This is a genomic window from Pirellulales bacterium (genome assembly GCA_036490175.1).
Taxonomy (GTDB): domain Bacteria; phylum Planctomycetota; class Planctomycetia; order Pirellulales; family JACPPG01; genus JACPPG01.
Genome location: DASXEJ010000230.1, coordinates 1 through 18,921 on the forward strand (window position 1 = coordinate 1; position 18,921 = coordinate 18,921).

At 59.8% G+C, this 18,921-nt stretch carries 14 protein-coding genes; 2 read left to right on the plus strand and 12 right to left on the minus strand.

Annotated features, from left to right (window positions below; genetic code table 11):
• On the minus strand, positions 1-318 hold a 318-nt coding region (locus tag VGG64_16680; protein HEY1601239.1), incomplete at its 3' end, for a glycosyltransferase.
• Between the two features lie 415 nt (positions 319-733).
• Here VGG64_16680 and VGG64_16685 point away from each other — a divergent pair.
• Positions 734-2,689, plus strand: a complete 1,956-nt coding sequence (locus tag VGG64_16685) for a glycosyltransferase family 39 protein (GenBank protein ID HEY1601240.1) — start codon at positions 734-736, stop codon at positions 2,687-2,689.
• Positions 2,690-2,735: 46 nt separating this feature from the next.
• Here VGG64_16685 and VGG64_16690 read toward each other — a convergent pair whose 3' ends face one another.
• The 9 genes from VGG64_16690 to trpS form a co-directional block, all read right to left on the minus strand.
• Entirely contained in the window at positions 2,736-3,740 is a 1,005-nt protein-coding gene (locus VGG64_16690; GenBank protein ID HEY1601241.1) for a WD40 repeat domain-containing protein, read from the minus strand.
• Positions 3,737-5,026 (minus strand): DUF1501 domain-containing protein, encoded by a 1,290-nt coding sequence (locus VGG64_16695; GenBank protein HEY1601242.1) that lies wholly within the window; start codon positions 5,024-5,026, stop codon positions 3,737-3,739. The genes VGG64_16690 and VGG64_16695 overlap by 4 nt, the downstream gene beginning before the upstream one ends.
• Before the next feature lie 18 nt (positions 5,027-5,044).
• Positions 5,045-7,927: a DUF1549 domain-containing protein gene (locus tag VGG64_16700; GenBank protein HEY1601243.1), complete on the minus strand. Its 2,883-nt coding sequence runs from the start codon at positions 7,925-7,927 to the stop codon at positions 5,045-5,047.
• A 366-nt stretch (positions 7,928-8,293) separates the two neighbouring features.
• Entirely contained in the window at positions 8,294-9,346 is a 1,053-nt protein-coding gene (locus tag VGG64_16705) for a DUF1559 domain-containing protein (protein ID HEY1601244.1), read from the minus strand.
• Positions 9,347-9,974: 628 nt separating this feature from the next.
• A complete protein-coding gene (locus VGG64_16710; protein ID HEY1601245.1) occupies positions 9,975-11,738 on the minus strand; it encodes a hypothetical protein in 1,764 nt (587 codons plus the stop codon).
• 200 nt (positions 11,739-11,938) lie between these two features.
• Positions 11,939-12,943, minus strand: a complete 1,005-nt coding sequence (locus VGG64_16715) for a hypothetical protein (protein HEY1601246.1) — start codon at positions 12,941-12,943, stop codon at positions 11,939-11,941.
• 201 nt (positions 12,944-13,144) lie between these two features.
• On the minus strand, positions 13,145-13,576 hold the full coding sequence (gene acpS / locus VGG64_16720; GenBank protein ID HEY1601247.1) for a holo-ACP synthase: 432 nt from the start codon (positions 13,574-13,576) through the stop codon (positions 13,145-13,147).
• Between the two features lie 186 nt (positions 13,577-13,762).
• Positions 13,763-14,149, minus strand: a complete 387-nt coding sequence (locus VGG64_16725; protein ID HEY1601248.1) for a hypothetical protein — start codon at positions 14,147-14,149, stop codon at positions 13,763-13,765.
• Positions 14,150-14,427: 278 nt separating this feature from the next.
• Complete coding sequence (trpS, locus tag VGG64_16730) at positions 14,428-15,393, minus strand: tryptophan--tRNA ligase (protein ID HEY1601249.1); 966 nt, start codon at positions 15,391-15,393, stop codon at positions 14,428-14,430.
• A gap of 302 nt (positions 15,394-15,695) precedes the next feature.
• On the opposite strand from trpS, the gene VGG64_16735 reads away from it, so the two are divergent.
• Positions 15,696-17,210, plus strand: coding sequence for an MBL fold metallo-hydrolase (locus VGG64_16735; protein HEY1601250.1), 1,515 nt, complete (start codon positions 15,696-15,698; stop codon positions 17,208-17,210).
• Between the two features lie 63 nt (positions 17,211-17,273).
• Here VGG64_16735 and VGG64_16740 read toward each other — a convergent pair whose 3' ends face one another.
• Both VGG64_16740 and VGG64_16745 read right to left on the minus strand, forming a co-directional pair.
• On the minus strand, positions 17,274-18,212 hold the full coding sequence (locus VGG64_16740; GenBank protein HEY1601251.1) for a dihydroorotate dehydrogenase: 939 nt from the start codon (positions 18,210-18,212) through the stop codon (positions 17,274-17,276).
• Positions 18,213-18,482: 270 nt separating this feature from the next.
• A complete protein-coding gene (locus VGG64_16745; protein ID HEY1601252.1) occupies positions 18,483-18,701 on the minus strand; it encodes a hypothetical protein in 219 nt (72 codons plus the stop codon).
• Between the last annotated feature and the right edge of the window lie 220 nt (positions 18,702-18,921).

The following is an 18,921-nucleotide window of genomic DNA, read 5'->3' on the forward strand; positions in this document are numbered from 1 at the left end:
GCTGCCATCGTCGACCAGCACCATCTCGACGGGCAGGCCGGTGCCGCGCACGCGGCGCACCACTTCTTCGATAGTGTGCAGTTCGTTGTAAATGGGAATCACCACCGAAAGCACAAAGCCCGTCGGCAGTTCGTAGATGCCAAGCTGGCGACAAACTCGCGCACCGAGAAACTTGCGGATTCTCTCGTAGTCGGGGCCGAACTCGTCGCTGATGGTCTGCGGCGCCGGATCTTCAGCAATGGCCCACACCTGCTGGCCTTGGCTGCTATCGGCGTAGGCGGGCAGGTCAGTCGCGCGACGTGGCGTCGATGAATTCATAGTTGATTATCTATGTGAAGTGAAACTGGCAGCGCATCTAGAAGATTGTAAATGGGGGCTACGGGGGTGTAAACTAACGACATTCGAGAATCGACTGGCAGCCGACATTGGTGCCGCGAACGACCACTAAAAGCCCTTGGCGATGGCCGCATCTGTCCGCATGTTTTGGTTCCAAAGGTGCGATTGAGCAAGTCGCAACAATAGGTCCGAAAAGGCGGATTCTTCTGGGGGGCTGCGGTGCCCCCTCTAGTAAAACCTTTGCAATAGGAGTGGTCGCAGATCCCGGTTTCGCGGGGCCGGGGCTACCGAAACGAGCGAATTTCGAGACACTTTTCATCGCTCACGGGGGCTGGCCTCTCCTCAGTTGGAGAGGAGTTTTTGCAGCGCGCGATAGCAATACGTCAGGGAAATCACGTTGATTGCCGAGATCGGTTCGAATCTCCCTTCCGTTCCAAGCCCCGTTTATAGGGCCGGCACGAATGGCCGCGCGCAGTTGTTGGCATTGTTTGGCGCGCTCACATCGTTGGTATTCGTTTCGCAAGGATGGCGTGGTGCGTTTACGGGTCTCGATTATGACCAGGTAATCAACACCGACGAGGCGCGACAATTGCTCGACGACGGGCGGCTGCCGCAAGTGGGCGCCTTGGCAAGCGTGGGTTCTTACAACCCACCGGGTACGGCCTGGTTGATTGTGCCAGGGATGCTAACGAAGAATCCTCAGTTTTATGAGCGAATAGGCGCCGTAGGCCTGGGAGCACTGACGCTCTTAGGTCTGTGGCTGCTCACCCGTACCTGTGCCGATGACCGCACGGCGGCGCTCGTCGTCATACTCTACGCGTTTTCTGCGCTGGGTTTATTCTTTGCAACGTCGCTGTGGCCGCGCGCGAAGCCCGGCGCCTATGTGTGGATGGCGTATTTCATTTTGTTATGGGCTACGCGACGCCAATCGCGTTACCTGGCTGCCAGTTTGATCGTTTATTCGCTCGGGCTATTGGTGTTCCTCGAAATGGCGCCGGCGCTGCTGGCAATCCTACTGGTGTGGCTGGTTTATCGGCCACCAGTGCGAGTGGGTGCAGTGGCCATAGCCGCCTTGGTCTCCGGTGTCATTTGGGCGCCACACCTGGCGTTCGAGGCACGGCGCAATTTCAGCGATTTGACAGGACAGGTGCTGCTGGTCAATTTGTTTCCCGATACGAACAGCCATCTAGCGGCCTACGGCGAGGCGCTTGGTACCTGGAATGCCTCCCAGCATGCATTGGGGGACTTTGCGCCGAAGGTCAGCGAAGTTCCGCCTGGTTCCTGGGGGCAAAAGGCGAAGAAGCTTTTCTTTCGCGGATTTCACTTCGTCCAAAATCTCGTTGCATTGCTGCTCTACGAAAATCCTTTGGGGCTGATCGCGATTCCTATTTTCTTGCTTCCACTCGTGGCCTGGGGCAGTCGGATATGCCATTTACCGCAGCGGATGCAATCGCGACGAGAGATTTCCTGGCTCGGGATGGTCGTCTTGGTAATGGCCGTAATTGCCAACCAGAAAACGGCCGAGATGCTCATGGGCCGAAGTCTGGACGGAGGCGAGGCCGCCAAGATCTGGCTCGTTGAGGGAGTGATTGCGCTCGTCGGGATAGCACTTGTTTGCCGAAAGCTGACGGCACGATCGCTTAATTGTGTCGAGCGTTTTTTTGCCCCTGTTTCGACGCCGCAAGACGCCCAAGCGTTGCAAATCGTATTTTTGTGCTTTGTCGGCCCCTGGCTTGGCCTATCTCTTGTCGCGGGCCTAGTAAAATACTGCTGGTGGTTGTGGGGATTGCAGGTCGTGATGTTGGGTGTCGGAGCATCCTATATCCCCCGACGGTGCGGCTGGCCGCACTGGAGCGTTGTCTTAGTGGAAACGCTGGCGGTCGTCAGCATTGTCTGCAACGCGGCCACGTTCCATCGGGCCGGTGCCTGGCGGATGGATGGACTTGCCGGCGCCGTGCCGCCCATTGTGCAGGCCGCCGACGCCCTGGCTGAGCAATTCCAGGCGGCCGATCATTCGCCCGATGTGCCGATCGGCTATCAGTTGTTTTTCAATGGTTACGAACTGCTGGGACACGGTTTGGACACGCGTTACAAAATTGGCGCGCCGCTTGATCAGTATTTCGCCGAGCGATATGGCATCATCAACCAGCGCGACAATGCGGAGGGATTCTCGGGGGATGACTTGTACCGGATCGTCGAAACAGTACCGCGGCCGAGCAAGCTAAATCGATTCCGATTTAACGATGCCGCGGAATTCGAGCGGCTCAAGCAGTTCGACCACTACCAACTTTGGAAGCGGAAAGTCGCGCCCCTCGGTGCCGACGCCGCAACTCCTGCCAAATCTGCCCCGTGAAGCACCTGACGGGTGCGGACTGCATTCCACCTGCCAAGCCACACGCTCAAGCTGGCTTGGGCGCCATGCGGCTGATGCGCACGTGATTGTCGAAGTGCGCGGTCACGACTTGCACGCCGTCGCGATGCAGGTCCATATCGCGGGCTGTGTTGGGCATCTTGAAGCGGGAAAACTCTTTGTCCTGGTCCGACTTGAAGAACAACAGCAACGGATCGGTTCCGCCGCAGCCGACCAATAAGAATCCCTCCGGATGATAAACGGCGCGCCAGGCGATGGTCTTGGCATCGGGCGCGTGGGAGATGCGCGGTTTGGCCGAATCCCAGTCGAATTCCATGATGAGGGGATCTTGCACGGCACCCAGCGGATTGGTCGCTTTGTGCAGGCCCGAACAGGCCAACGACTTACCGTCGGGCGAAAGTGCCATGCTGCGCACGCCTCCGTAGTTCACCGCCTGGCCTTTCTCGTACGTGTGCAGTTCCTTGGCATCGAACGTGCGTAACAGTTTGGCTGTGGATAATTCCCACTGATGCACTTGCCCTAGCAGGTCGCCCGAGAGCAGCCATTGTCCCGCGGGATGAAATTGCACGCTGAACACGTTAGCCGCGTGGCCAGAGAGCGTTTGCGTGAGAGTGCCGTCCGCAGCCTTCCACAGCTTTACCAGGTTGTCGTTGCCGCCGGTGGCAATGAGTTGCCCATCGGGGCTGACGGCCAAGCATCGCAGCCAACCGGTATGAGCCTCGATCGATCGAGCCGGCTCGGGTTTGTCGACCGTGGCGGGCCACCACACGAGTCGCCCTTCGTAGCCGCCTGAATACAATGATTGGCCGTCGGGGGAAAAACCGAGCGCGCGAACCCAGCTCGAATGGCCCGTCAGCGAGACATTCGTCCCGCTCCCAATTTCCCAGCGCTGCACGGTCATATCTTGGGCGCCGGCGAACACGAAACGTCCCGTCGGGTCGAAACGGCACGATACGAACGGGCACGAGTATTTCCATTCGATCGCGACGTGCGTCTGCGCGGGATCAGCTTTCTGCGGCACCGGCTCGCTCATGCCAGCAACTCCTTGATCGCCGAGGAAGCGGGATCAGCCACCGGCATGGGTCGGCCGCCAATATCAAAGGAATCGGTCGGGTCGAGCCCCACCGCGGTCAGATACGTGTGGAACAATTGGGCGTGGTCCACCTGATGTTCTGCGACTTCGGTGCCATTGGCGTTTGTTTTGCCAAAAGCGCCGCCATGTTGCACTCCGCAGCCAGCCACCAGCACGCTCCAAGCGGCAGACCAGTGATCGCGCCCATAGAAGTGATTGATCCTGGGCGTGCGGCCAAATTCACTCAGTACAACGATCAGCGTACTGTCGAGCATACCACGATCCGCCAGATCGGCCACGAGCGCCGCGAACGAGCGATCGAATTCTCCCACTTGCTCGAGATGGAAATCGAAGTTTTCGTTGTGCGTGTCGTAGTTGGAATGGCTGACCTGAACGAACGTGGCCCCGCCAGACAACAATCGCCGGGCCAACAAGCAGTGCCGGCCGAGGTCGTACGTGCCGTAGCGTTCGAGGTCTTGAGGCGGTTCCTTGCTGACGTCGAACAGATCGCGCTCGCCCATCAGCCGCTGAGCCTGCTCATAGCTGTAGGTATAGGCATCGGTTTGCGCCGTGCGGCGGCGCGACAGAAAACGATCGTCTGCGTGGCGACGCAGCAGGTTCCGCTGTTCGTCAGCGGCCGGCGTCAGCGCGGCGTCGCGGGCACTATTAGCCGGCGGGTTACCATTGCCCAATACGACACTCGCAAATCGCGGCCCGAGATACGCGGCGTCTTCGCTGCGGCCTCCTCCTCCGCCAGGAGTAATGCGAATGTGACCCGGAACGGCGCTATCCTGCGGCGCCAGCGCTTTAGCGGTTACGGCCCCCAGTGAAGGGTAGTCGGCCGCCGGCGTCTGACGGCGCCCTGTCGTCATCATGTAGGCGCCTTTGCCATGGTCGTCCTCTTTCGTGTTCACGCCGCGGACAATCATCAGGTGCTGCATCTGCTGGGCGACATGCGGTAGCAACTCCGAGATATGGACACCGGGCACCGACGTCGGAATGGCGCGAAATGGTCCGCCTGTATCAGTGCCGGGCTTAGGATCCCAGCTTTCCAACTGGCTCAGACCGCCGTGCATGTTGAAGCACAGGATGCGTTTTTGTTTGTTGGCCAGCTGCTCGGCCGTTGCCGGCCGGGTGAGGGCGCCCAAACCGCCGACTATCACGCCGCTGCCCACCGCAAGTTGCCCCAAAAAGCGACGTCGCGCCAACAGGTGCTCGGACGAGTGGCAAGCATAGGTACAGCGCATGGAGGAATCCTCCCTCTCTCAGTGATTGAAGCGGAACTCGGCAGCGGAAAATAGCGCCCACTCCAGCTCTTGCAACGCGGCCGGTCGATCGGCTGCACGGTTGGCGAGATAATTCGTCACCTCGGCCGACTCCATGGCAGTCGGCAAACGCGACAGCACAGTCAAATACAGCTCGATTGCAGTCTCTGATGGATCAGTTAGCTTGACCAGCCGATCGGTGAGATTGCCGTCGGCCGGTGCGAGCCACGAGCGCACCTGCCCGCCATTCGCAAGAAATAACGCCTGGTCGACCGTCGCCTGAAAGCTCTGTTGCGGCTGGCCGGGCCCGGCGGCAAATAGCGATACAAATACTCGGACCGAGGGCTGGAGCTTATCGTTCAGCGCTTGATCGATCTCGCGCGTCCTGGCTGCTTGAGCCGCCTTGTCGGGCGTGGGGTGGTTCTTTTGCCATTCCGCCTCAACGCCTGCCCGCTCTCGGTCGACAACGCCCGAGGCCTGCATGATGCTCCGGGCGAGCTGTTCGGGCGTGAGGTGCTTGAGGACAGCCACCGCACAGCGAACGCTGGTGCGGTCGATCACTCGTTTTCGCAGCTCGTCAACTGCTGCCAGATCGGCATCGACTTTTTGCTGTGCGGCGGCGACGGCTTGCTCGGCTAGGGTCGCGTGTTCGGCAAGTTTCGAGTGCTGCTCTGTCGCGGTGTTGACAGCTTGTTGCGCGGCTGAGGTTTTCACGATGGCCGACTTGGAGACGGTCTCCTGCTCGGCGACCGCGGCTTGGGTCGTTTTCATCTCTGCGTCGAGCTCGTCCACCTTGGTCTTGAGCGATTGGACCGCCTGAGCCAGGTCGCCGGCCGAGGGTAGCTTCTGCTGGGCAAGCTCGGTCTTTGATAGTGCTTCCTTTACCGCGTCGAGCGTCGATTGCTTATCGGCTTGCTGCTTGCGAGCCGCCTCGACGGCAGCAGCGGCCGCGGAGGACGCTTGTTGGGCCGTGGCGAAGGTTTGGTTGTTGCGGTCCATTTCGATCTGGAAGTTGGCAAGCGATTGGCGGGCCTCGACCCGCGCGGCCTCGGTAGTAACCGCCGCGGTGCGCGAAACATCGACTAACGCCAGCGCCTTGGAAAAGCCAACCACCGTTTTCGCATCCTCGATGCGTCCGACGATCGCGGACTGAGCAATCCTGTCGTCGCGTGCTTGTACGTCGGCCGCCTTGGCTTGCGTGAGCAAAGCGGTGACTTGCGCTTGCAATGGCTCCAGTCGGGGCGCGATTGCCGCAAGCGCTTGTTGGGCGCCAGAAAGTTGCTCGGTCGTGGCTTTTACCGCGGCAGGACCATCGGCAACGGCCTTGGTGAGTGTCGCTACTTCAACGGTCAATTGATCGGTGCGGGCCTTAAGTTTGGTGGCGGCCTCGACGAGTTCCTTGTCGTCTGCGAGCTTCTGTGCCGCCTCGGCCGTCTTAGCAGCGGCCTCGAAGAGCAGCCTGGCAGCGTCCTCTTTACCGGGCAGGGCATTCTGAGCGGAAGTGAATGTGGCGACAGCCGCATCGGCGTTCTTCTTCGCTTCCGCGGCCGCGATTTGCGCTTTGGCGTGTTCCTCCTGTACTGGCGCAGCCGCGGTGCGCGCCGCGGATAGCTCGGCGCCAATCTTCGCGGCCGCCTTCTGCGAAGCGTCGGCAATGGTGTCTAATCGCGCCCGTTCGTCTTCCCACATCGCGAGCTGTGGTTCGAGCTGGGCACCTCGACTGGGAAGGTCGCTCGGCAAATCGATTGAGCGGGCATAGATTCTTGTTCGCGCCATTTCAGTTAAGAGCGCCTTGACGTCGTACTTCATCGCCGGGAATGCGTCGGCCAAGAGCGCGAGCACGGCGGGATGCGAAGGTGGATTGTCGCTGTGGTGCAGATCCACCGGGTCGACCAATCCGCGGCCCATCAGGTGGGCCCACAGCCGGTTGACGATAGCGCGGTCGAATGATCTGTGGCGGCCCGAAGTCAACTCCGTGGCCAACTGCGCGCGGCGGCTGTATTTGGGGATAGGGCGTACGCCGTCGGCCGGAGCGACCGTGTATTCTTCACCTTTGTTGAAGGTGGGCTCAACCATGGGCTGGCCGCCGGGGATCTGCGGCAGGGCGGTCCCTTTGCGCGACGCGTCGAAGACCGACTGGTAGTTGACGTCACCATCGGCTTTCTCGGCGAAGAAGACCTTCTTTTCCTTGTCGGTGAACAAGACGCTGCGGTTGAAGAACGCGTACAGCCCCTGGTAGTCGGCCTGATAGTAGTCCGAGATGATGGGATGATCGTGGCACTGGGCGCATTGCAAGTCCATGCCCAGGAAGATGCGACCCACGTCGCGCGCGAGCAGGTTGGCTTCTCCTTCGCGGTCGAGATAAAAGCGTGCCGGCGCGCGCTGCGCCGCGTCGACTCCGTCAGCCGAGAGGATCTCGCGGACCAACTGATCGTACGGTTTGTTGGCCGCGATCGATTCGTACAGATAGCGTTGCCAATCAGCGATCGGCACGTTCTTCTCTGGCCGGCGTTCCATCAATGACACATCGAACACCGTGGCCATGTGCCGGGCATAATCCGGGCTCGCCAGCAAACGGTCGATTAACCTGGTACGTTTGTCGGGCGTCGGATCGTCGGCAAATGCCCGGGCTTCAGCGGTCGAGGGGATGCGACCCATCAGATCCAGTGACGCCCGGCGGAGAAACTCGGCGTCGGTGGCGGGCAGAGCGAGCGGCACCAACTGATCGGCCTCGATCAGCCGATCGATTTGCTCGTGCAATGCGTCATCGGCCCGGGCCAGCCGGACTGTGCCTGAAACAAGACACAGCGCCAGAAGCACCGACGCAGCCGGGGCCGCGCAGCGTCCGAAGGAGGGAATTACGTGTTCCGCGGGGCGGGGCATGCGAACTCCTCCGCGACCGTGATTCCGCAGAGCGTCCTAACTCCACGGTGGGTCGCCCGACGTATTGCCGGGCGGCAGGGCAGGCAGGGGGGTGTCTTACGGTACGTGGCATCCCGGGCGAGCGATGCCGTCGATCGGGCAGGTCTTTGTGGCTGGTCGTTCTCAACGCGCGCGGCAGCTAGTCAGCAAACGCCGCAACGCATCAATTACGATGCATGAGTATCCCAAATCCGAGTTGCCAATTGCAAGCAAATATTCCAATGATTCGCTCGAAAGCGCGCAGAAGTCAGCCCCGATGCTTTCGTGCTATCTCATGGCATGGCCTGGATTTGCAAATACTTCCGGTTGGCGATCAGCGCGCTGCGGCTACTGGAACGTCGGGGTGGGCTGCCCTTCGTCACGCGTCAGCAAGCAACGGATCACGCGGAAATCGATGTTCTCTGCCAGGAATTGGGCGCTGCCGTCGCACAAGAGCACGTGCGCGCCGCCTGGGTGCAGGCTGAATATCTCGCCGTTGGGCCCGCAATCCCCGCTACTCCACAGGCAATTAGTCGGTCCACCGACAGGCACGCTATTGTTGTTGATGATGTTTTTGCTTAAGGCGTTGCTCGAGGGGCCGGATACGTTGATGCTCTTGTCCGGTTCAGCCCAGCGATTCGTGGCGCGATTGGAAATGGTCCCGTAGGTCGGATCTGTGATCTGTTGATCCGCATTGTTGCCCGGCCCCCAGATCGGGTCCTGACTTCCGCCGCCGACATTCGGAAAAACCGTCAGGAAGTTGATGGGGTTGTCTTCCGCGACCATGATGGTCTGGCTTGTGCCGTCGGTGATTTGCGCCATGTAGGTGCTGCCCAGCCCGAGAGCACCCGGCATTTGCGTGGCGCCATTGGGCAAGCCGGTGGTCGGATCGATTGACGTTCCGACTGTCGGCGAGTAATCAGCTTGGGCGTATCCCTGAGGGTCGTCATTAATCAGTCCGTTTGACGGGCAGATGAAACCCGGCACGGGGGTTTTGGCAGCCACCTGATTGTTCGGGGCGCGCTTGTCGTTATAGGCATACGTGTAGTTGATCAGGGCTGCTATTTGCGATTGCTCGATGTAGGGAAGCAAGTACGCGTACGTGCCTTGGACGTCGAAGCCGGTGGCGAAAACGCCAGGTTGGCCTGGCACTGCCTTGGAACCCTGGCCACCGGTGGGGAGAACGCCGCGGGCCGACTCGAAGTTCTGCAGAGCCAAGCCTAGCTGCCGCAGATTATTCTTGCATTGCGACTTGCGAGCCGCTTCGCGGGCGGCTTGCACGGCCGGCAGCAGCAAGCCGACCAAAATGCCAATGATTGCAATGACGACGAGTAACTCAACTAGCGTAAAGCCCTCGCGTCGCTTGTAGGAACTGTAGGAACGGTCGTGTGTGGATTTCATGGCTATTCCTCCGTCTCGTGTGGATGTGGGTCGCGGGGAGTGCTCGTAGCGCTACGCTCCGTGCCGTGATCTGAACCACGACGCCGATGAAGCGCCAGCGGGCGTACCGGCGGTAGGCCGGTTGCTCGTCGACCGGTTGGTGCGAAATCCGCTGCACCCCTGGTAAGGCATGCAGAATCCTCCGCGTTGCAGGTAGGACCGTCAAAACCCAGCGGGCTTGGCGGCATGCACACCCGTCGTCTGCCGCAAGCGGGGCAGGGCGGGTGCATCTCGGGGCAGGTGTGGCCCCCGGTGGGCCACCGTCGTTAGGGCGGGTCGGCTGCCAGCGTTTGGCGCTGCTGGCGAGATAATCGCCATTGCATCAAAACATCAGCAACCGTGCATGAGTGATACAAATCAACGGATGCGAATGCAAGATAAAAGCCCGCCACTGCCGAATGGCAAACGAACTTACGAACAGCTACTGACGATGTATGTCGTTGTCATGAAAAGCTTAAGGACGGACTTCAAAGGTCCTAAGAATTTTGACGGTCGCGCCGTACCGGGTCCTGCATAGTGGCTCGAACCTCAGAAAATGCACCCTGACAGGTGCAGTGCGGCATTCGGCGTGAGCCGCTTCTGCCGCACCTCAGTCCCAGGGCTGATTCAGGCTTGGTCCACGGGCGTACCGGCGCATTTTGATGGCCAACCGACTGCCGCAGCCGGGAGCGATGCGCACGGTGAAGGTTGGGCCGTCGACCGGCGTGCTTGTTCCTGAAAGGTCGACTGTCGTCACGCGATGCTCTCCATAAGCGCCCCCCTGCACGACGATCGAATGCGGGCGAAGCGTGTCGACATTGACCAATGTCACAGTGGCCTCGTCGGCCGAGAGCGACTCGACCAGCGCAGCTACACCTTCGGGCAGCCCAGGACGACGCGCTGCGGGATCGAAATAACGCAGCCGCGCATGCAGCAGACCGGCGACATGCCCCGGGTAAAGACCGCCGGTCGTGAGATTCACCAGTGTCGACACCAGCGCGGGACTGAACGGAAGGGGGTCATCGGCCAGGCGGGTGTCGGGTGTCGTTTCATCTTTGTGGATCGAGGCGACGCGGTTGCGTAGTGTTTCGAATTCGCCACGTAGTGCCGCGACCGGATAGTCGGCTTGCTGACCGGCCAGAAAAGCGTTCCAGCCCTGGCCGGCCGCGCGCGCGCGATCCGTTTCGGCCATCGACCAATAGAATATCTCTTGGGCGCCGTGCGAATACTTTTCGGGCACAAACGCGTACCAGCCTTGATCGCCATACATGCGCGGATATTTGGTCACGCCGTCGACCACTTTGGCCTGGGAATTCACGGCCTCGATCTGTTTTCGCCAGGCATCGGCATAGCGCGGATTGCCTGTCAGCAGCGTGGCATTACCAAAGCCTGTGAGTCCCAAATGATGCGTATTGCGATTTGCCAATTCGCCCGTCTGCGGCGTGATGACGGTGAATCCCCAGCCGTAAACGCCGCCGTACCAGCGGCCTCCACACTCGCTGCCGATCACGCCATCGAGCCCGACGTTCGTGGGAATGATATTGCCGTTTGAGCCCATGCGTTCGACCCAGGCATCGACGTAGCCGATCAGCCAATCGCGATATTTTGGCTCGTGGTCCAGCATATAGGCCAGCGCGGCCACGCTTGTCGCGCAAAGGTTTTGGGGATGATCGCCAACAATGTCGTTGTAATCGCGAAAGTGCGCCAGCATTTCGGCGTAGCTGCGTTCGCCATGCTGTAGGGAGAAACGACCTGCGACGTCGATTTTGTCGCCGGCCCAGTCGAGCGCCGTGGCCTTACGCAAAAGCGGTCCGCGACTGCCGTTGAAAAGACTGCGAATGATCTTGTGCTGGCGATCGTAGTTGGGTGTAGTCGGGTCTTCCCCAAGATAGAAACCGGCAAAGCGCCGCGCGCGGCGCCGAAAGGCTTCGTCGTGCGGATCCGCCAGACCCTGGTTGATGAAGGCCGTGAGCCCTTCGCCGTTGTGTACCCAGTCGAAGGAGGTGGGAAACTCCTTGTAGTACATCCCATCGCGTGCCAACTCGACTTCCGTTGTGCGAGCCTGCGTGTACTGTCGTAGATGTCCCTCCCATCCCCGCTTGTACAACTCTAGAACTGCGTCAGAACCACCAAGTGCGTAGAGCAGCGGCCAGTCGGCCAGGCATTCGATGGCGTCGTCTGGCCCGTCGTCGCCCCCCCACCGTTCGACACACTCAAGATAGCCGCGATCGTCGAAGTAGCGATCGAAATACACCTGACACGCGGCGCTCGTGGCGCGGAGCAACTCACGCTCGAGCAGCGCCCATTCGGGCGGCGGCATGGGGGTCGAGATTTCAATGGTCGTCGAACCGATCTTGGTAGAATCCGCGGCCACGGTCGGCATTGCCCCACAACTTGCCAGCACGAAGGTCCCAAAAGCAATAATTGCAACCGCGAATCGAAATCGGCCGTGCTGGAAAGGCCTCGGCGGTCGCGTAGCCAAAGGCTCACGACTAGATGGCCCGCGCGATGTGCTCGCGTGCGCGTCTGCGCAAGTTGCGATCCAGATGGCGCATGTGGGAAGCGGCGACGGTGTCATTTCTTCCTCGGAAAATACACATCGACTTGATCGTGCATCGTATAGAGCCGGTAACGATTGCCATCAGGTACGAGGATGCCACTTGATTTGTTGTTCTTGACGATCGGGTTGCGGTGGTACTTGTGCCACTGCCGCATGTCGTCCGACACCGCGACGCACGTAGACCATTTTCCAGGCTCGCTGTCCCCCATGGCGTGATAGTAGCCATAGTACCGTCCCTGATACTTGATGATTTGATTCAGGGCGATCATGCGGTTGTCGTACGCATCCGGGCCCGGCATGATCACCGGGTCGTCCTGCACGTTCGTCCACACGAGCAAATCCCGCGAACGGGCCAACCAGACTCCCAAATCCATCTTCTCGTAAAACAGATACCAGTGCCCGTCCTCGAACCAGGCGGCGGGCGTGCCATAGATGCCCCCCGAGGGGTCGCCGACCGCGTTGCGGAATGCGAGGGCGCCCTGACGTGTCCAGTTGATGCCGTTTGACGAAGTCAACAGGTGGGGCTCGTCTTGCAGTCGACCGGCAAAGGGATAGGCCCGTCCATGGCGAAAGCCTTCGGCGAACATGTAGAGCTTTGGACCTTGTTTGATGACCATCATGTCCTCGGTCCAGTTCTGATCGTAGACCGGGTTCTTGGAATAGCGCGTCCAGGAAAGCCCGTCGTCGCTGGTGGCCAGCCCGAGCATTTTGAAGCCGACCTTCATTCCGTTGTAGCCGGTGTACCACATCAGGTACTTGTCGCCATCGCGCATGACCCAGCCGCGTTCGCGAATTTTGGCGTCCCATTTGCCCGGTCCCGCCGCGGTGAATACCGGGTTCTTCTCATAGGGGACGAAGTCGACGAGCTCCGAGGGGAACTGATGCAGCTTGGCAGGTTCTGCGGCGCGTACGGTCACCCCTAACGCGACCAGCGTGTAAGCGATGACTGCAAACATGGTGACCTTAAACGTAATGGCCTGACTGTGCGCCCGATTTCCTATATCCACTCGGTCGATCATGTTCGTTTTCCCGCGGCCGTGGTGCGTGGCATTGCGTGTAAGCTCGCGCCTTCAACTCTGGCCGGTTATGGTAACAGGGCAGAGTCGACAGTGCAGCCGGCAAGAGGGAAGCCCATTTGACGTCCGGATCCCTGGCAGGCGCCTGTGCAATCCTGCGGCCCGGAACGATCAGTCCGCTCCGTGTGCCGCCGAGGCCGCTCGTCAATCGCGGCGCTTGCCGTTCTGTTCCGGCCCCAATGCGATGGCGTAGGCCGTGGCATGGCTGCGGCAATGCGAAATCGAGACCATGATCTTGCGGATGCCCAGGTGCTCGACCGCGTCACGTGCTCCCCCGCGCATACCCACCACGGGGCGTCCGCCCGGATCGTTGCGTACCTCGACGTCGCGCCAGGTGATCCCTTTTCGCCAGCCCGTGCCAATCGCCTTGAGAATTGCCTCTTTGGCCGCCCACCGCCCGGCATAATGTTGCGTCGAGGCTTTGCGGCTTTGGCAGTAGCGGATTTCGAGCGGCGTATAGACCCGATTGATGAACAGTTCACCATGTCGCTCGATCATTTGCGCAATACGTAGGCATTCGACGATATCGGTGCCGATGCCGAGGATGTTCTGTGGCAGATTCTCGTTTTCGCTCACGATTCGTATGTTTTCCGAGGGATCGCGTTCGGCGCCAGATTGTCACTCGGCAGAGTTTGCAGCGCGTGGGGCGGACGGACTGATAGTGCAGGCACGAGGGCGTCGAGGACCGAGAGAACGACAGCATAGGTGCCCCGGTCGAGCCAGCTTACACCCGGCCGGGTGCCCGCCTGGCTCCATGATAACTCAAAGCCGGTTCGCTCGCAGCCGCTGCGGCAACTCCAGAGGCGATACGAAGCATCCCCGCGGGGCTTTTCCTGCAAGCCGGCCGCCAGGAGTGGCGCCGCGCTTTTCGCAGAATCGACGCGACCGCTGCGTGACACCCGATACCAACATCCGCGGGTATCGCAAAAGGGCTGCTGTTGGGCCGAGGCGACCCAGGCGGTGGCGACGCGCAAGATAGCTGCCAAAATGTTGCCCGACGACCAGGACCATGCCGGCAATGATCGTCCCGCCGAGCAAGCTTGCTTGGTGCGCCGTGTTTAACAGTCTCAATGTCAAGGCCAGCCCCGCTTCCAATGAAATACCTACGGCCACGGGGAAGACTACCAGCGGCGCGAAGTGAGTGGCCACTTTCGTCGCGTCTCAAGCGAGTGCTGTCGCAAGCAGGATCGCTGTCAGGAACCAAGTCGCGAATCGCGCAGGGCGAAAGCGCGCGCGACGTGACAACGCCGCTGAGGGGGCTTCGTTGAAGTATTAACGGCTGACATGCTGCCAATCGTAGCCGATTGCAGGGCGCTCGCTCAATGAACGACTGCAGAGATGCTCGCGCAGTCCGGAAAGTGCCAATGAACAGCGTCATCAGAGACGCCTCGAACAGTTGTGTGGGCGGCGTGATGTAACACTCGTCGTTACAGCATCATGCCGCAAGCTTTTTGGGCCCGTTTGAGCACCTGAGAAGCTTTTTTTCGCGCTCGGCTCGCGCCATCGGCGAGAATCTCGGTTACGCGTTGCGGGTGCGCTTCGAGTTCGGCGCGGCGCGCCCGAGGCTCGGCGAAGAACTGCTCGGCGAGTTCGGCCAGGGCCTTCTTTACTTCACCATATCCAAAACCGCCGCGGCGATACAATGCCGCCATCTCGGTGCGTTGGGCGTCGTTGGCAAACAGACTGTAGAGCTGAAAAAGATGATCGCCGTCAGGCTCTTTGGCCTCTTCGACCGGACGCGAGTCGGTCGTGATCCGCATGATTTTTTTTCGTAACGCGGCCGGTGACTCGAACAGTTCCAGCGTGTTGTTGTAACTCTTAGACATCTTCTCGCCGTCGGTGCCCGGTACACGGGCTGATCCGTCGAGCAGCTTGGCCTTGGGTAGGACGAACGTCTCGCCAAAGTGGTGGTTGAAGCTGCCGGCAATATCGCGGCAAACTTCGATGTGTTGCACCTGATCTTCGCCGACCGGCACCACGTCGGCGTCGTAAATCAGAATGTCCGCCGCCATCAGCACGGGATACGTGAACAGTCCCGCGTCCGCGGGCAGGCCCTTGGCTTTCTTGTCCTTGTAAGCGTGACAGCGTTCCAGCAGCCCCATAGGGGTGCCGGTCATCAACAGCCAGCACAACTCTGAAACTTCGGGAACGTCGGATTGCAAATAGAGCATGGCCCGATTGGGATCCAGGCCCAGGGCCAACAAATCAATCGCCGCGTCGAGTGACAGCTGACGCAGCGTGGCGGCATCGCGGACCGTGGTTAGCGCGTGCAGATTGGCGACGAAGTAGTACGCCTCGCCAGAATCCTGCAGGTCGATGTATTGACGAATGGCGCCAAAATAGTTGCCCCAATGAAACCGGCCCGTGGGCTGGATGCCGGAAAGAACGCGCATGAAAAAGAACCTCGCTGTGGCTATGTCGACGCGTGATGTGCTTTACCCGGAATAGGACCACATTGTTGGATCGCGGCACCAAAAAACAATTTATGCGGAGAGGGTAATTGTAGCGACCTTTTTAACCGAAGAGGCGTTTCCGGCCGAGAGCAGTGGAGCGAGCGGCGGCAGGCGTTACGCGACGGTGGCCGAGGGTTCCCTGCAGCGCGCGTCTCGATCCCTTGTTGCCTGCGCAAGAGCGACCTAGAATTGAGACGTTTGACCGAGTTTTAGCGATTGTCCGAGCTGCCGGAGAAGCAACGATGAAGTTTCAGGTGTTGTCGCACGCCGGTCTGGCGGTAACGTCGCAGAATCGCACGCTGCTGACAGATCCCTGGATTCTCGGCAGCTGCTATTGGCGCTCGTGGTGGAACTACCCACCGGTTCCTCAGCAACTAGTGCGTTCGCTTAAGCCGGATTTCATCTACGTAACGCACATCCATTGGGACCACTTTCAGGGACCGTCGCTACGGAAGTTCGACAAGGCGACCCCGATCTACGTGCCCAAGGGCAATTTCCACCGTATCCGAGACGACCTGGTAAAGATGGGATTTACCAATGTCACCGAGCTAAAGCACGGTCAGGCGGTGCAACTGGCTCCCGACTTTCGCATAACGTCCTATCAATTCGGCGTGTTTCTGGACAGCGCCTTGGTGATCGAATGCGAAGGCATCAAGATCCTAAATGCCAACGATGCCAAGTTCATGGGCGGACCGCTGAAGCAAATAGTCGATCTGCATCCCAACTTTGATTTCGTGTTGCGCAGCCATAGTTCGGCTAACTCGCGGCTGTGCTACGAGATGATCGATGCGCCTCAAGAAGCCGTCGATGATATCTCGGCCTACGTCGAGAACTTTGCCGACTTTGCGATCTCATCGGGCGCCACGTATGCCGTCCCCTTCGCCAGCAATCAGTGCTATTTGCATCGCGAGACGTTTCACTTCAATGACGATGTACAGACTCCACTGATGGTGCAGGAGTACTTTGCACAGCATCAAGTCAAGAATCCGACGGTCAAGGTCATGGTCTCCGGCGACAGCTGGTCGACGGACGAGGGATTTTGCATCGCCGACAGTGACTTCTTCAGCAATCGTCCGCAGCGGTTGCAGGATTATCTTGAGGCCAATCGTGAGAAGCTGGAAAAGTTCTACGAAAAAGAGTCACGCTCGAAGGTAACGCTGCAGGACATGCAAAAGTACTTCGAGAAATTCTTCCTTGCCATTCCCTTTCTGGTGCGACGTTTGTACCGCAATAAGCCGATTACCTATGTACTTTCGGCAGACGACAAGAAATCTATTTATCTCGTCGATATTTACAACAAGCGGGTCGAGCAGCTTGACCGCTTTGATGACGAGACGAATCCGATTCAGATCCATACGTCGACACTAATCATGCGACAGTGCCTGAAGATGGACCTGTTTTCGCACCTAGCCATCAGCAAGCGGGTGCGCTATCGATCGCGCAAACGCGACAAGCACCACATCGAACGGTTAAACCTGTTGTACAACTTCTACGAGTACGACATGTTGCCCGTGCGACGCGTCTTCCAGGGACGATTCTTTCAGACCTGGACGCTAAGGTGGCGCGAGGTGCTGCTCTATTTTCATCTTCTGTGGAACAAGCTGATCTATGGCAACTTACGTTTGCGAACGTTCTTGCCTCCGCGACCGCGCGCCGATGCGCTGGCGCTGACCAACGAGGCGATTGCGCAGGCCAATGCCCGCAGGGCCGAGACGCAGGCTGCCGAGCCGGAATCCGTGGTCTCTCGCTCGGTATAACCGCGGCCCATGACCCTCATGATGCACGAAGAATCGTGCCGAGAAAGGTTTGACCTCGGTCGATTACTTGTTTGCGATCAGGCCGGCCTGCAGTGTGCCGACGACATCCGCGACGCGTCGTGCCCCGAGTTCGGCCAAGGCGGCTGGCAGACCTTCCACTATGCGCATCGAGCTCGTCGGATCATAGAAGTTCACCGTGCCTAGTTGGACAGCGCTCGCCCCGGTGACGAGAAACTCGAGCACATCGTCGAGCGTGGCGATGCCACCGATGCCGATCAGCGGCGTATCGACCGCTTGGGACACTTGATAGGTGCAGCGCAGAGCGATGGGCTTAATCGCCGGCCCGCTAAGTCCGCCCAGGACGTTTCCCAGCAAGGGCTTGCGACGTCGCCAATCGACAGCCATGCCAAGACAGGTATTGATCAAAGAAATGGCGTCGGCGCCGCCAGCCGCGGCACCGCGTGCCACGTCGGCAATGCTCGTCACGTTCGGCGTGAGCTTGGCGATAATTGGCAACCGGCAGGCGGCCCGGGACTCGCTTACCAGCCTCTCGCACATCGCCGGATCAGTACCGAAATCGACTCCGCCTGATACGTTGGGGCAGGAGATATTCAATTCGATCGCGGCCACGCCGGCAGCGCCGTCGAGCTGTCGGCACATGTCGACGAATTCCTCATGATTGCGGCCGGCAATGCTCACGATGGTTGCCGTTTTCAGCGTGCGCAGGTACGGCAAGTGGTACTCGATGAAAGCGTCGATGCCGTCATTGTCGAGGCCAATTGAGTTCAGCATCCCGCCGGTCGTTTCGACGGTCCGCCAAGGCGTATTGCCGGGGCGAGGCTGCCGAGTGATCGTCTTCGGCAAGATGGCGCCCAGGCGATCGAGGTCGACCAGGCCGGCCATCTCGCGGGCGTAGCCGAATGTGCCGGATGCGACCATGATCGGGTTCGCGATCCGCAAACGCCCGAGTTGAACCTGCAAGTCGACGCTGGCGGTATTCACGGGCGGATGAGTGGTCAGAAATCGGGGAGGGACCTGACCGCGTTGGGGGGACGAAATGCTAGTCGTAGGATGCACCCCATCGCGGCGACCGCAATGTACCGGCTATCTTTGCTAGCGACAACGCGGCCGTCGAAGAGGCGCCTCGAGGTGTTGGGCGCGGCATGCGGCATGGCAAAGCGCGCAAAGGTTCACCATGCCGGCACCAGCGCACGGCCACCTATGGGCCGTGCGCTGGTGCCAACTGATTAGCTCAGGCCGTTAGGTAAGCTACTAAATGATGCCACCGTGCGTCCGGTACGGCGTCAGGTGCGACGGCTGGTCCAGGAACCAAATCCGCTCCCAATCGTCCAATAACAGTCGCAAGTTTTCCGACGTGAAAATGAGCTGCTGCGTGCGCCGAGCGGGATCGCCCGAGTACGCTGGCGTAAAGCAGCCCACCGAAGGACTTAGTAGCAAGCCCAGAGCGAGCGTAAATAAAACTGCGCGCATCACCCAACTCCTCGCATGAACGCGGTTTAGATCGCCGGATGTGCCGGGATCGGACCGTACAATGCGGACACCCGCGATCGGCGCAAGCAGGCGCTTGCACGACCGACGAAGAACCACGGATTCTTTGTTGCGGGAAAGGTAGTTGTGACGCGTGCGGGCGGTCACATTCAGACACTCACATCCAAGGTGACTTGGGATGGTCACACTAGGATGTCACTCA

What these genes read in the sequence shown, in the direction of transcription:
- VGG64_16690 (HEY1601241.1), bottom strand. Translation starts at nt 3,740, where the DNA reads ATGAGCGAGCCGGTGCCGCAGAAAGCTGATCCCGCGCAGACGCACGTC.
- VGG64_16695 (HEY1601242.1), bottom strand. Translation starts at nt 5,026, where the DNA reads ATGCGCTGTACCTATGCTTGCCACTCGTCCGAGCACCTGTTGGCGCGA.
- VGG64_16700 (HEY1601243.1), bottom strand. Translation starts at nt 7,927, where the DNA reads ATGCCCCGCCCCGCGGAACACGTAATTCCCTCCTTCGGACGCTGCGCG.
- VGG64_16705 (HEY1601244.1), bottom strand. Translation starts at nt 9,346, where the DNA reads ATGAAATCCACACACGACCGTTCCTACAGTTCCTACAAGCGACGCGAG.
- VGG64_16715 (HEY1601246.1), bottom strand. Translation starts at nt 12,943, where the DNA reads ATGATCGACCGAGTGGATATAGGAAATCGGGCGCACAGTCAGGCCATT.
- trpS (HEY1601249.1), bottom strand. Translation starts at nt 15,393, where the DNA reads ATGCGCGTTCTTTCCGGCATCCAGCCCACGGGCCGGTTTCATTGGGGC.
- VGG64_16735 (HEY1601250.1), top strand. Translation starts at nt 15,696, where the DNA reads ATGAAGTTTCAGGTGTTGTCGCACGCCGGTCTGGCGGTAACGTCGCAG.
- VGG64_16745 (HEY1601252.1), bottom strand. Translation starts at nt 18,701, where the DNA reads ATGCGCGCAGTTTTATTTACGCTCGCTCTGGGCTTGCTACTAAGTCCT.